General features: G+C 71.7%; 12 protein-coding genes. 4 read left to right on the forward strand and 8 right to left on the reverse strand.

The window, feature by feature from the left end:
- Positions 1-90: 90 nt before the first annotated feature.
- Together AC067U_RS28110 and AC067U_RS28115 are read right to left on the reverse strand one after the other, a co-directional pair.
- Positions 91-645, reverse strand: a complete 555-nt coding sequence (locus AC067U_RS28110; RefSeq protein WP_478832570.1) for an SMI1/KNR4 family protein — start codon at positions 643-645, stop codon at positions 91-93.
- The gene (locus AC067U_RS28115; protein ID WP_478832571.1) at positions 560-1,000 is read right to left on the reverse strand and encodes a tyrosine-protein phosphatase; all 441 of its coding nucleotides are present in this window, start codon (positions 998-1,000) and stop codon (positions 560-562) included. The genes AC067U_RS28110 and AC067U_RS28115 overlap by 86 nt, the downstream gene beginning before the upstream one ends.
- An 89-nt stretch (positions 1,001-1,089) precedes the next feature.
- Here AC067U_RS28115 and AC067U_RS28120 point away from each other — a divergent pair, with 89 nt between their 5' ends.
- Positions 1,090-1,791 (forward strand): nitroreductase family protein, encoded by a 702-nt coding sequence (locus AC067U_RS28120; protein ID WP_478832572.1) that lies wholly within the window; start codon positions 1,090-1,092, stop codon positions 1,789-1,791.
- A 178-nt stretch (positions 1,792-1,969) separates the two neighbouring features.
- On the opposite strand, the gene pruA is transcribed toward AC067U_RS28120, so the two are convergent.
- Entirely contained in the window at positions 1,970-3,601 is a 1,632-nt protein-coding gene (gene pruA / locus AC067U_RS28125) for an L-glutamate gamma-semialdehyde dehydrogenase (protein ID WP_478832573.1), read from the reverse strand.
- A 19-nt stretch (positions 3,602-3,620) separates the two neighbouring features.
- Positions 3,621-4,547, reverse strand: a complete 927-nt coding sequence (locus tag AC067U_RS28130; RefSeq protein WP_478832574.1) for a proline dehydrogenase family protein — start codon at positions 4,545-4,547, stop codon at positions 3,621-3,623.
- A gap of 114 nt (positions 4,548-4,661) precedes the next feature.
- On the opposite strand from AC067U_RS28130, the gene AC067U_RS28135 reads away from it, so the two are divergent.
- Positions 4,662-5,882, forward strand: coding sequence for a PucR family transcriptional regulator (locus tag AC067U_RS28135; RefSeq protein ID WP_478832575.1), 1,221 nt, complete (start codon positions 4,662-4,664; stop codon positions 5,880-5,882).
- Between the two features lie 135 nt (positions 5,883-6,017).
- The gene (locus AC067U_RS28140; RefSeq protein WP_478832576.1) at positions 6,018-6,992 is read left to right on the forward strand and encodes an NAD(P)-dependent alcohol dehydrogenase; all 975 of its coding nucleotides are present in this window, start codon (positions 6,018-6,020) and stop codon (positions 6,990-6,992) included.
- A 78-nt stretch (positions 6,993-7,070) separates the two neighbouring features.
- On the opposite strand, the gene AC067U_RS28145 is transcribed toward AC067U_RS28140, so the two are convergent.
- Complete coding sequence (locus AC067U_RS28145) at positions 7,071-7,652, reverse strand: TetR/AcrR family transcriptional regulator (RefSeq protein ID WP_478832577.1); 582 nt, start codon at positions 7,650-7,652, stop codon at positions 7,071-7,073.
- A 102-nt stretch (positions 7,653-7,754) separates the two neighbouring features.
- Here AC067U_RS28145 and AC067U_RS28150 point away from each other — a divergent pair, with 102 nt between their 5' ends.
- Positions 7,755-9,302, forward strand: a complete 1,548-nt coding sequence (locus AC067U_RS28150) for an MFS transporter (RefSeq protein WP_478832578.1) — start codon at positions 7,755-7,757, stop codon at positions 9,300-9,302.
- 91 nt (positions 9,303-9,393) lie between these two features.
- Here AC067U_RS28150 and serA read toward each other — a convergent pair whose 3' ends face one another.
- From serA to ilvN, 3 genes are all read right to left on the reverse strand, one after another.
- Complete coding sequence (serA, locus tag AC067U_RS28155; protein ID WP_478832579.1) at positions 9,394-10,986, reverse strand: phosphoglycerate dehydrogenase; 1,593 nt, start codon at positions 10,984-10,986, stop codon at positions 9,394-9,396.
- 273 nt (positions 10,987-11,259) lie between these two features.
- Positions 11,260-12,261: a ketol-acid reductoisomerase gene (gene ilvC, locus AC067U_RS28160; RefSeq protein ID WP_478832580.1), complete on the reverse strand. Its 1,002-nt coding sequence runs from the start codon at positions 12,259-12,261 to the stop codon at positions 11,260-11,262.
- 159 nt (positions 12,262-12,420) lie between these two features.
- On the reverse strand, positions 12,421-12,945 hold the full coding sequence (gene ilvN / locus AC067U_RS28165) for an acetolactate synthase small subunit (protein ID WP_393577813.1): 525 nt from the start codon (positions 12,943-12,945) through the stop codon (positions 12,421-12,423).
- Positions 12,946-12,951 lie beyond the last annotated feature (6 nt).

Genomic DNA, 12,951 nt, shown 5'->3' on the forward strand with positions numbered 1-12,951 from the left:
CGCAGGAAACGGGGGAACGCAGGGAAAGCCGGTGGCCCGGCCTCCACCCAGGGGGCCGGGCCACCGCCACACCCGACGGACCACCGTCCGTCACGGATCCCCGTCCAGCCACGCGGTGTACCAGGCGCGGAAGCCCGCGGCCACGGGCACGAAGCCGCCCCAGTCCGGGTCGAACCGCCAGACCTCCCCGGCCCTCGGGCCGTCCAGGACGAGCCGGTCGAAGATCCCGCAGCCGAGTTCGGAAAGCATCAGCGTGCCCCGGGTCCACGCGGCGGCTCCGGCTCCGGCCGGGCCCGGGCGGGGTCCGGTCAGCGGGAAGGGCCCGGCGAGCCGTCCGGGCAGGCGGTCGTCCGCCCACTCGTCGTCCGCGGCCCAGTCCTCGTCCGCCTGCGGCCGGGGCGTGGTCAGCGGCATCAGCCCGTGCGCGGGCCCGGCCGGACCGTCGCCGACGGCGGCGACGAAGGCCCGGTACTCGTCCGGCAGCCGGATGCCGTGGGCATCCTCGAAAGCGCGGATCTCCGCCTCCGCCGGCGGCGGGCGCAGCTCGTACCGGTGCGTGTCAGCGCCGAACCGCCTCCGCTCGGGGTCCCGCACCGCCAGCCGTCGCAGGCGCTCCCGCACCCCGCCCGCGTCCCAGATCTCCACCGGCCGACCGTATCAACGCCCCGCGAGGCGTCCTTCCAGCATCCGCAGCTCGTGCCTGTGCAGCCCGCCGTAGCGGAGGTAGCCGGAGGGGTCGAGCCATTCCGCCGCCCGGCGGGCGAGCGCGTGCGCGGTGGTGCCCAGCTGTGTCGGCGGCGACCTCGTCGGGGTTGCGGAGGTCGATCACCGTGCGGATGCCGTGGTCGAGGAGCGCCTCCCAGCCAACCGCCGTGAGTCCGCTCACCCGGTCCGAGCGGACGAGCGTGCCCGTCGCGGGGCCGTCCAGGCCGCCGAGATCGCGTGTGTTGAAGCAGCCTTCCCATTCCAGGAAGCGCGTCTCTCCGGTCCCCTCCGCCACAACTCCCCCTGCGCGTCCCGTACGAAAACAGTCATCACGTACAACGCCCCTATGGCCAAAGGAGGTTCCGCGGCTCAGACTCGGGCGGTATGTCGACTACCACCCCGCAGTGGACGCCCACCCACGGTGAGCCGTACCGTCCGATGGACTACCGGCCCGAGCGGATGCCCGCCGGGGAATCGCTGGCCCGCGCGGCCGAGTTGCGGGCCCGGATGGACCGGCGGCGGACCGTGCGGCACTTCTCCCCCGATCCGGTGCCCGAGCAGGTGGTCCGGGACGCGATCGCGTGTGCCGCGACCGCGCCGTCCGGGGCGCACCAGCAGCCGTGGACCTTCGTCCTGGTCAAGGACCCGGAGATCCGGCAGCGCATCCGGGCCGCCGCCGAACAGGAGGAGGAGATCTCCTACGACGGGCGGCTCGGCGACGAATGGCTGGCGGCCCTGCGCCCGCTGGGCACGGATGCCGTCAAGACCCACCTGACCGACGCGCCGGCCCTCATCGTGGTGTTCCAGCAGCGCTACTGGCTCGGCGAGGACGGCGCGAAGCGCAAGCACTACTACGTGGACGAGTCGGTGGGCATCGCCGTCGGCATGCTGCTGTCCGCCCTCCACCTGAGCGGCCTCGCCGCGCTGATCCACACGCCGAGCCCGATGCGTTTCCTGGCGCACGTGCTGGGGCGGCCGGAGAACGAGAAGGCGTTCGCCGTGATCCCGGTGGGATATCCCGCGGACGACTGCCAGGTGCCCGATCTGGTCCGGAAGTCCCTGGAGCAGGTGATGGTCGAGGTGTAGGGGCCGGAAGCCGGGTCCGGGAATTGAGTCCGCCCCCGCTCCGGACTTGGGGGTACCGGAGCGGGGGCGGGATTCGGGGCGGGCCCTGACGGGCCCGGGGCCGGGCGTCGGCCCGCGGGCGCCTGCCCGGGGGCATCGGCCCGGGGGCGTCAGCCCGGGGGCATCGGCCCGGGGGGCGTCAGCCCATGTGGGGGTAGCCGTACTCGGTCGGCGGGACCAGGGTCTCCTTGATGGAGCGGGTCGAGGTCCAGCGGAGCAGGTTCGACGCGGCGCCCGCCTTGTCGTTGGTGCCGGAGGCGCGGCCGCCGCCGAAGGGCTGCTGGCCGACCACGGCACCGGTGGACTTGTCGTTGATGTAGAAGTTGCCCGCGGCGAAGCGGAGCTTCTCCATCGTGTGCGCGGCCGCGTAGCGGTCGGCGGCGATGACCGAGCCGGTCAGGGCGTACGCCGAGACGGACTCCATCTGCTCCAGCATCTCGTCGTACTTCTCGTCCTCGTAGACGTGGACGGCGAGGATCGGGCCGAAGTACTCGGTCGTGAAGACCTCGTTCTCCGGGTCGGTGCACTCGATGACGGTGGGGCGGACGAAGTAGCCCTCGGAGTCGTCGTACGTGCCGCCGGCGACGATCGTGCAGGTCGGGTCGGCCTTGGCGCGGTCGATCGCGGCCTTGTTCTTGGCGAAGGAGCGGTCATCGATGACGGCGCCGATGAAGTTCGTCAGGTCGCGGACGTCACCCATGGTGATGCCGTCGACCTCGGCGGCGAACTGCTCCTTGAAGCCGTCGTTCCAGATCGACGCCGGGATGTAGGCGCGGGAGGAAGCCGAGCACTTCTGGCCCTGGAACTCGAAGGAGCCGCGGGTCAGGGCGGTCTTCAGAACGGCGCGGTCGGCCGACGGGTGGGCGACCACGAAGTCCTTGCCGCCGGTCTCGCCGACCAGGCGCGGGTAGGACTTGTACGTCTCGATGTTGGTGCCGACCGTCTTCCACAGGTACTGGAAGGTCTTGGTCGAGCCGGTGAAGTGGATGCCGGCCAGCTCGGGGTGGTTCAGGGCCACCTCGGAGACGGCGATGCCGTCACCGGTGACCAGGTTGATGACGCCCTTGGGGAGGCCGGCCTCCTCCAGGAGCTCCATCAGCAGGACGGCCGCGTGGGTCTGGGTGGGGGACGGCTTCCAGACCACCACGTTGCCCATCAGCGCGGGCGCGGTCGGCAGGTTGCCGGCGATCGCGGTGAAGTTGAACGGGGTGATCGCGTAGACGAAGCCCTCCAGCGGGCGGTGGTCGCTGCGGTTCCACACGCCGGCCGAGTTCGCGATCGGCTGCTCGGCCAGGATCTGGCGGGCGAAGTGCACGTTGAAGCGCCAGAAGTCGACGAGCTCGCACGGGGTGTCGATCTCGGCCTGCTGGGCGGTCTTGGACTGGCCGAGCATGGTGGAGGCGGCCAGCTTCTCGCGCCACGGGCCGGACAGCAGCTCGGCGGCGCGCAGGATGATCGCGGCGCGGTCGTCGAAGGACATGGCGCGCCACGCCGGGGCGGCGGCCAGGGCGGCCTCGACGGCGTCGCGGGCGTCGTCCTGGGTGGCGTTGGCGTAGGTGCCGAGCACCGACTTGTGGTCGTGCGGCTGCACCACGTCGAAGCGGTCACCGCCGCCCATCCGCTTCTCGCCGCCGATGGTCATCGGAAGGTCCACGGGGTTCTCGGAGAGCAGCTTGAGCTGGGTCTCCAGCCGGGCGCGCTCCGGGGTGCCGGGGGCGTAGGTGTGGACCGGCTCGTTGACCGGCGCGGGGACCTGGGTCACAGCGTCCATGGGTCGAAAACTCCTTGACCTAGTTCTTGGTGATCATCGAGCGGACGAAGAAGAGCAGGTTGGCCGGCTTCTCGGCCAGGCGGCGCATGAAGTAGCCGTACCAGTCGGTCCCGTACGCGGTGTAGACACGCATCCGGTGTCCTTCGGCGGCGAGCCGCAGGTGCTCCTCGCTGCGGATGCCGTACAGCATCTGGAACTCGTACTCGTCCAGTTTGCGCCCGGCCTTGCGGGCGAGCTCCTGGGTGATGGCGATGAGGCGCGGGTCGTGGGACCCGATCATCGGGTATCCCTGCCCCTCCATCAAGGTCCGCAGGATGCGGACGTACGCCTTGTCGATCTCCGCCTTGTCCTGGTACGCGACCTCGGCGGGCTCCTTGTAGGCGCCCTTGACGATCCGGACGCGGCTGCCGGAGGCGGCCAGGCGGCGGGCGTCGGCCTCGGTGCGGAAGAGGTAGGCCTGGATGACGCAGCCGGTCTGCGGGAAGTCCTTCCGCAGCTCCTCGTGGATGGCGAACATCGAGTCGAGGGTGGTGTGGTCCTCGGCGTCCAGGGTGACGGTGGTGCCGATGGCGGCGGCGGCCTCGACCACCGGGCGGACGTTGGCGAGGGCCAGCTCGTGGCCGCCCTCCAGCGCCTGGCCGAACATGGAGAGCTTGACCGACATCTCGGCCCGGGTGCCCAGGCCCAGGTCCTTCAGGCGGCCGATGAGCTCCAGGTAGGCGTCACGGGCGGCGTGGGACTGCTCCACCGTGGTGATGTCCTCGCCCACCACGTCGAGGGTGACCTCCAGCCCCTTCGCGGTCAGCTCGGTCACGATCGGGATGACCTGGTCGACCGTCTCGCCGGGGATGAAGCGATTGACCACGGGCTTGGTCACCGGGGCGGCAGAGACGATTCGGCGCATCTTCTCGCTGCGCGAGGCGGCCAGAATCACGGGACCCAGCACGGGGCACCTCCAACGGGTGGCAGAAAGCAAGTGAAACCACCGTGAAACCTATGGACCGGTTTGATCCTCGGCCATCGACAGCTGTCACGCATCCGTGGCCCGGATCTCATACATATGTCTGAAGCGGGCGCCGCCGGGTGGGAGAATGTGCCCGTGAAGGGCGATTACCAGGACCTGGTGGACGAGATCTCGGCGCTGCTGGGCGCCCCCGCGACCCTGGAGAACCGGGATTTCCGCCTGATCGCCTTCGGCGCCCACGACAGCGAGGACGACCTCGCCATGGACCCGGTCCGGACCCGGTCGATCCTGACCCGACAGTCCACCGCGGCCGTACGGTCCTGGTTCGAGGGCTTCGGCATCGCCCGCGCCACCGGCCCGGTCCGGATCCCGGCCGCGCCCGAGGCCGGGGTGTTCCGGGGCCGGATCTGCCTGCCGGTGCGCAACCGCGGGATCGTGCACGGGTACGTATGGCTGCTCGACCCGGAGCCGGGGCCCGGCCAGGGCCCCTGGCCGGACTCCGTGCAGCTGGCGGCCGCCATGGAGGTGGCCGAACGGATCGGGGTGCTGCTGGCCGAGGAGGCCCGGGCGGGCGCGGACCTGTCCCGGGAGTTCCGGGCGCTACTCACCGCCGACCGGGGCCGGCCGCGGGACCTGGCCGTGGAGGCGCTGCGCACCGCGCTGGGCCCGGGCGGGTCCGGCCCGCACGCCCTGGTGTGCGTGGCCCCGTGGGCCGGGGACACCCCGGGGTCGGTACCGGGCACGGCGGCGGTGTGCGCTGCCCCGCTGCGGGGGGCGTCCGGGGAGGGCCTGGCGGTCCTGGTCCGGCTGCGGGCGGCGGACTCGCTCACCCCGGCGCTGAACGCGGCCGGCCGCCTGCTGCCGCGGGAGGGCGGCGCACCCGCCCCGGCCGGTGCGGCGCGGGCCGCCGGCGTGGGCGAGCCGGTACGGGACCTGGCCGGGCTGCCGGAGGCCTGGGACCAGGCGACGGCCGCCGCCCGGGCGGCGCTGGCGCAGCCGCGGCTCGGCCCGGTGGCCAGCTGGTCGGCGATCGGCGCGTACCGGATGCTCGCGGCACTGTCCGCCGACCCGGCACAGGACCCGTCCGCCCGCGCCCTGTTGAGTCCGGCCCACCCGGAACTGGCGCGCACGGCCGAAGTGTTCCTGGACTGCGCCGGGCAGGCGGGCCGGGCGGCGGCGGCCCTGGGCATCCACCGGCAGACCCTCTACTACCGGCTGTCCCGGGTGGAGCAGCTGACCGGGCTGGACCTCGACGAGGGCGAGGACCGGCTGCTGCTGCACATGGCGCTCAAGGCGGCCCGGCTCAACCAAAGTTGACGGGGCCTACGACTCCGGACGTACGGGCCGGGCCCCGATCTCCGGGCCGGATCCGGGGTCCGTCCCCGATGCCCGCGCCCGGGCAGGGCCCCTACTGTCGCGCACACCGAGGGACACCCGCGCCAGGAGGCACCCATGAAGGCCATCGTCCAGGACCGTTACGGCCCGCCCGACGTGCTGGAGTACCGGGAGGTCGAGCGGCCGGTGCCCGGCGACCACGACGTACTCGTCAAGGTCCGCGCGGCCGCCGTCAACGCGGCCGACTGGCACCTGATGCGCGGCGACCCGTACGTGGCGCGCCTGGTGCTCGGGCTGCGCCGGCCCAAGGTGGCCGTCCGGGGCCGTGATTTCGCCGGCACGGTGGAGGCGGCGGGCCGGGCCGTGACCGGACTCCGCCCCGGCGACGAGGTGTTCGGCGAGGCCGACGGGGCGTTCGCGGAGTTCGTGTGCGCGCCCGCCACGGCGGTGGACCTCAAGCCCGCGGGCCTGACCTTCGAGGAGGCGGCCGCGATCCCGCTGGCCGGGAACACCGCGCTGATGGGCCTGCGCGACCTGGGGCGCCTGGTGCCGGGGCAGTCGGTCCTGATCAACGGCGCGTCCGGGGGCGTGGGCACGTTCGCGGTGCAGATCGCCAAGGCGTCGGGAGCCGAGGTGACGGGCGTGTGCAGCGCGCGGAACGCGGGACTGGTGCGCTCCCTGGGCGCGGACCACCTGGTCGACTACGCGCGGGAGGACTTCACCCGGAGCGGCCGCACCTACGACCTGGTGTTCGACCTGGTCGGGAACCGTTCGCTGGCGGACTGCCGGCGAGCGCTGGCCCCGGGCGGGACGCTGGTGCTGTCCGGCGGCGGCGTGTCCGGGGGCGGCAGCCTGATCGGACCGATGGCGCTGCTGGTCAAGGGGCAGGTGCTGTCCCGGTTCGTCGGGCACCGGCTGCTGGTGCTGACGGCGGAGCCCCGCCGGGAGAACCTGGCGGCGCTGCGCGAGCTGGTGGAGTCCGGGCGGGTCAGGCCGGTCGTGGACCGGACCCACCCGCTGGCCGAGGCGGCGGAGGCGATCCGCTACCTGGAGGTGGAGCACGCCCGCGCGAAGGTGGTCCTGACGGCCTGAGGGAGCGCGCGGGGGCGAGGCGCCCGCGGAAGAGGGCCGTCCTGGCAGCAGGACGGCCCCCGGTCTTCTTCCTCGGAACTACGCCTTCTCCTCGCCGAGCGCCGCCTCGGCCGCGCGCCGCATCCCCTCGGTGAGCTCCTCCGCGGTCGCGGCGCTCTCCGGGTCGAACAGCCACTGGATCATCAGGCCGTTGAGCAGGGCCTGGTAGAAGGCTCCGAGCGTGCGGACGTCCCGCTCGTCGAGCTCCTCCTCGGGACGGCCGGTCATCATCGCGATCAGGCCGCGACGCCCCTCGCCCTGCTGGGCGGCCAGCATCCTGCGGAGCTCCGGCACCCGGTCCCGGCTCAGGGCGATCTCCAGGCTGGCGGCCCAGACCGGTCCCGACGCCTCGTGCTGGGCGAGCACGCCCTCCCAGAGGGAGCGGAACCGCTCCAGCGAACCGCCCTCACCCCGCGTGGAGGCCGCGAAGGACTCGCCCCACTCCTCCATGAGCTGGACGAACGCCTGGGTGAGCAGGGCGTCCTTGGAGCCGTAGTGGTAGCCGATGGAGGCGAGGTTCGCCCCGGAGGCGCCCACGATGTCGCGTGCGGTGGTCCGCACGAACCCCTTCTCGACCAGGCACTTCTTCGCGCCTTCGAGCAGATCTTCCTTGTGTCCCATGCCCGGACTGTACCAAGACAACCGTCCCATACGTGCGTCCCATACCCACGTCCCATACGGCCGTGCTAGACAGACGTTTATGACGGCTGTACATTTCTGCTCATGACGAAGACCTCGCCCCGCGCCGGGCGCCGTGAGTGGACCGCGTTCGCCGTCCTGCTGCTCCCCCTGCTGCTCGTCTCCATGGACGTGTCCGTCCTCTACTTCGCGATCCCCGCCATCACCCGCGAGCTCGACCCCAGCGCCACCCAGCAGCTGTGGATCTTCGACAGCTACGCCTTCGCCCTCGCCGGCCTCCTGATCACCATGGGTTCGCTGGGCGACCGGATCGGCCGCCGCAGGCTGCTGCTGATCGGGGCCACGGCCTTCGGCATCGCCTCGGTCGCCGCGGCCTACGCGCAGAGCGCCGAGATGCTGATCGCCGCCCGCGTGCTCCTCGGCGTCGGCGGGGCCACCCTGATGCCCTCCACGCTGGCCCTCGTCCGCAACCTCTTCGAGGACGACAAGCAGCGCACCCAGGCCATCGGCATCTGGTCCGGGGCCATGGCCGGCGGCATCGCGCTCGGTTCGGTGATGAGCGGGCTGATCCTGAACCACTTCTGGTGGGGTTCGGTCTTCCTGATCAACGTGCCCGCGATGCTGCTCCTGCTGGCGCTGGTGCCCGTGCTGGTCCCCGAGTTCAAGGACCCGGCCCCCGGCCGCTTCGACCTGCTGAGCGTCCCGCTGTCCATCGGCGCGGTCCTGCCGGTGGTCTACGGCCTGAAGGAGATCGCCGCCCAGGGCGCCCGGCCCGCGTACCTGCTCTGCCTCGTCGCCGGTCTGGCCGTCGGGTACGTCTTCGTCCGCCGCCAGCGCTCCCGGGAGGACGCGATGATCAGCCCGGCCCTGTTCCGCGGCCCTGGCTTCGGAGCCGGCGTCACCCTCAACACCCTCGCCGCCTTCGCCATGATGGGCTCCGCCTACTTCACCACCCAGTACCTGCAGTCGGTGCTCGGCATGGGCACGCTGGAGGCCGCGCTGTGGAGCCTCGCGCCGTCGGTGGCCGTCGGCGCGGCCGCCCCGGCCGCCGGCACCCTCGGCCGGAAGTTCGGCCGGCGGCCGGTCATCGCCGGCGGGTTCGTCACCGGCGCCGCCGGGTTCGCGCTGCTCGCCCTGGTCGGCACCGACTCGCTGTGGCTGCTGCTGACCGGCTGCGCGGTGCTGGCCTGCGGAATCGTCACCGTGATGTCCCTGGTCTCGGACATGGCGCTGGCCTCGGCTCCCGCGGAGAAGGCCGGCTCGGCCGCCTCCCTGCTGGAGACCGGCCAGGAGTTCGGCGGGGCGCTGGGCATGGCCCTGCTGGGCAGCCTGGGCACGGCCGTCTACCGCGAGGACCTCTCCGGCGCCGAGCCGGCCGCCCGGGAGACCCTGGGCGGGGCCGCGGCCACCGCCGGGCAGCTGGGCGGCGAGGCGGGGGCGGACCTGCTGGCCACGGCCCGCGAGGCCTTCGTCCACGGCATGCAGTACGCCGGCTGGGGCGGGGCCGTCCTGCTGCTCGCCACCGCCGGGCTCGCCCTGGCCCTGCTGCGGACCGGCCAGGACCCGGCACCGGCCGGGGCCGAAGCAGGACCGGCCTCCGAAGTCGCCGAAGGGGCCGCCGCCGCGCACTGAGCGGCGCACCGAACGGCCCACGGCGCGGGCACGGGGAAACGGGAAGGGCCCGGGGGAAACCCCGGGCCCTTCCTCATGCGTGGGTACGCGGTCAGTCGACCAGGTTGACCGAGCGGGTCGACGTGGCGCCGATCTCCTCGGAGATGTCCGCCAGCACGTTGGCCGGGACGGTGTCGTCCACGGTCAGGACGGCGAGCGCCTCGCCGTGCTCCTCGGCCCGGGCGACCTGCATGCCCGCGATGTTCAGACCGGCCTCGCCGAGGATCCGGCCGACGGTGCCCACGACACCCGGACGGTCCTGGTAGCGGAGGACGACCATGTGGTCGGCGAGCGCCAGGTCCACGTCGTACTCGCCGATTCCGACGATCTTCTGGAGGTGCTTGGGGCCCGCCAGGGTGCCCGCCACCGAGACCTCCTGGCCGTCGGTCAGGGTGCCGCGGACGATGACCACGTTGCGGTGGTCCGGGGACTCCGAGCTGGTGGTCAGACGCACCTCGACGCCGCGCTCCTGCGCGAACAGCGGGGCGTTGACGTAGGAGACCGTCTCCTCGACGACGTCCTCGAAGACGCCCTTGAGGGCGGAGAGTTCCAGCACCTTGACGTCGTGCTGGGTGATCTCGCCGCAGACCTCGACGTCGAGCCGGACGGCGACCTCGCCCGCCAGGGCGGTGAAGATCCGGCCGAGCTTCTCGGCGAGCGGCAGGCCCGGGCGGACGTCCTCGGCGATGACACCGCCCTGGACGTTGACCGCGTCCGGCACCAGCTCGCCGGCGAGCGCCAGGCGCACCGACTTGGCGACGGCGATACCGGCCTTCTCCTGGGCCTCATCGGTGGAGGCGCCCAGGTGCGGGGTGCAGACGACCTGGTCCAGCTCGAAGAGCGGGGAGTCCGTGCAGGGCTCCTTCGCGTACACGTCCAGGCCGGCGCCGGCGACGCGGCCCTCCTTCAGGGCCGAGTACAGGGCGGCCTCGTCGACGATGCCGCCGCGCGCGGCGTTGACGATGCGGACGGACGGCTTGACCTTGTGCAGCGCCTCGTCACCGATGAGACCGAGGGTCTCCGGGGTCTTGGGCAGGTGCACGGTGATGAAGTCCGCGACCTCGAGCAGCTCGTCGAGGGAGAGCATCTTCACGCCCATCTGGGCGGCGCGCGCGGGCTGCACGTACGGGTCGTAGGCGACGACCTTCATGCCGAAGGCCGACATGCGCTGGGCGACCAGGACGCCGATGCGGCCGAGGCCGACGACACCGAGGGTCTTCTCGCTGAGCTCGACGCCCGTGTACTTGCTGCGCTTCCACTCGCCGTTCTTCAGGGCGGTGTTGGCCTGCGGGATGTTGCGGGCCGTGGCGACCAGCAGGCCGCAGGCGAGCTCGGCGGCGGTGACGATGTTGGAGGTCGGGGCGTTGACGACCATCACGCCGGCCTTGGTGGCGGCGGAGACGTCCACGTTGTCCAGACCGACGCCGGCACGGGCGACGACCTTGAGCTTCTTGGCGGTGGCGATGGCCTCCGCGTCGACCTTGGTGGCGGAGCGCACGAGGATGGCGTCGACGTCCGCGATCGCGGGCAGCAGCTCCGCGCGGTCGGCGCCGTTGCAGTGGCGGATCTCGAAGTCGGGGCCGAGAGCCTCAACGGTGGCGGGCGAAAGCTCTTCGGCGATCAGTACGACAGGTTTCGAGCTCACGTGGGTCCTCACATATCCAGTGCGGACGGCCGTCCCGACGGCCGCAGGCGGTGGAGGGGGTAGCCGCGTGGAAGACGCACGACACTGTGGGCCTGACGCGTTGTGTGAAGCAGTCTAGTAGTGGAATGGCGGTTGTTTTCCGCCTGTCCGGAAGGATCACCCGTCCGGGGTTGGCCAGGGTGGACAAGCCGATAGGGCCCGCATGGACAAACCGGACGGAGGCGGATGGACGAAGGGGCCGGGACGGAAGCGTCCCGGCCCCTTCGCACCGGATCAGCTCTCGTCGTCGGAGACCCAGCTCATCAGCTTGCGCAGCTTCTTGCCGGTGGTCTCCAGCAGGTGCTCGGAGTCGGCCTTCTTGTACTCGTTGTACTTGGGCAGACCGGCCTTGTACTCGGCCATCCAGGTGTTGGCGAACTCGCCGCTCTGGATCTCCGCCAGGACCTGTCGCATCTCGGCCTTGGTGGCGTCGGTGATGACGCGCGGGCCGGTGACGTAGTCGCCCCACTCGGCGGTCTCGGAGACCGACCAGCGCATCTTCTCCAGGCCGCCCTCGTACATCAGGTCGACGATCAGCTTGAGCTCGTGCAGGCACTCGAAGTAGGCGATCTCCGGCTGGTAGCCCGCCTCGGTGAGGACCTCGAAGCCGGCCTTGACGAGCGCGGAGGCGCCACCGCAGAGGACGGCCTGCTCGCCGAACAGGTCGGTCTCGGTCTCCTCGGTGAAGGTGGTCTTGATGACACCGGCGCGGGTGCCGCCGATGCCGGCCGCGTAGGAGAGGGCGAGCTGGAAGGCGTTGCCCGTGTAGTCCTGCTCGACGGCGGCGATGCACGGAACGCCGCGGCCCTCCTCGTACTGGCGGCGGACCAGGTGGCCCGGGCCCTTCGGGGCGACCAGGGCGACGTCCACGTTGGCCGGGGGCTTGATGAAGCCGTAGCGGACGTTGAAGCCGTGGCCGAAGAACAGCGCGTCGCCGTCCTTGAGGTTGTCCTTGATGGACTCCTCGTAGACGTCGGCCTGGATCGGGTCCGGCGTCAGGATCATGATGACGTCGGCCTCGGCGGCGGCCTCGGCGACGGAAACGACGCGCAGGCCCTGCTCCTCGGCCTTGGCCTTGGACTTCGAGCCCTCCTGCAGGCCGACGCGGACGTCGACGCCGGAGTCACGCAGCGACAGCGCGTGGGCGTGGCCCTGGCTGCCGTAGCCGATGACCGCGACCTTGCGGCCCTGGATGATGGACAGGTCGGCGTCGTTCTCGTAGAACAGCTCGGCCACTGGGATATCTCCTTGGTGCGCTGGTGTTGCTCCCACCGTACGGCGGGGAACGGAATGGAAGTTTGTCGGTCTCGCTATGCGAGCATCGGGCACGGCGCTATGCGAGCATCGGGCACGGCGCCATGCGAGCATCGGGCACGGCGCGCCGCGAACGATGCGTCAGGCGCTGCGGTCGAGCGCGCGCAGGCTGCGGTCCGTGATGGACCGTCCGCCGCGCCCTATGGCGATCGTGCCGGACTGGACGAGCTCCTTGATGCCGAACGGCTCCAGCATCTTGAGCATCGCGCCGAGCTTGTCGGCACCGCCGGTGGCCTCGATGGTCACGGCCTCCGGGGAGACGTCGACCGTCTTGGCGCGGAACAGCTGGACGATCTCGATGATCTGGGAGCGGGTCTCGTTGTCGGCGCGGACCTTGACCAGGACGAGTTCACGCTCGATCGCGGAGGAGGGCTCCAGCTCGACGATCTTGAGGACGTTGACCAGCTTGTTGAGCTGCTTGGTCACCTGCTCCAGCGGCAGGTCCTCGACGTTGACGACGATGGTGATGCGGGAGATGTCGGGGTGCTCGGTCACACCGACCGCCAGGGAGTCGATGTTGAAGCCGCGGCGGGAGAACAGCGCGGCGATCCGGGCGAGGATGCCGGGCGTGTTCTCGACCAGGACCGAGAGCGTGTGCTTGGACATGTGTGT

This window comes from Streptomyces sp. NPDC043853 (assembly GCF_056436025.1).

Coding starts and splice junctions, on each gene's coding strand:
- pruA (WP_478832573.1), bottom strand. CDS start 3,601: ATGGACGCTGTGACCCAGGTCCCCGCGCCGGTCAACGAGCCGGTCCAC.
- AC067U_RS28120 (WP_478832572.1), top strand. CDS start 1,090: ATGTCGACTACCACCCCGCAGTGGACGCCCACCCACGGTGAGCCGTAC.
- AC067U_RS28135 (WP_478832575.1), top strand. CDS start 4,662: ATGTCTGAAGCGGGCGCCGCCGGGTGGGAGAATGTGCCCGTGAAGGGC.
- AC067U_RS28150 (WP_478832578.1), top strand. CDS start 7,755: ATGACGAAGACCTCGCCCCGCGCCGGGCGCCGTGAGTGGACCGCGTTC.
- ilvN (WP_393577813.1), bottom strand. CDS start 12,945: ATGTCCAAGCACACGCTCTCGGTCCTGGTCGAGAACACGCCCGGCATC.
- AC067U_RS28140 (WP_478832576.1), top strand. CDS start 6,018: ATGAAGGCCATCGTCCAGGACCGTTACGGCCCGCCCGACGTGCTGGAG.
- AC067U_RS28145 (WP_478832577.1), bottom strand. CDS start 7,652: ATGGGACACAAGGAAGATCTGCTCGAAGGCGCGAAGAAGTGCCTGGTC.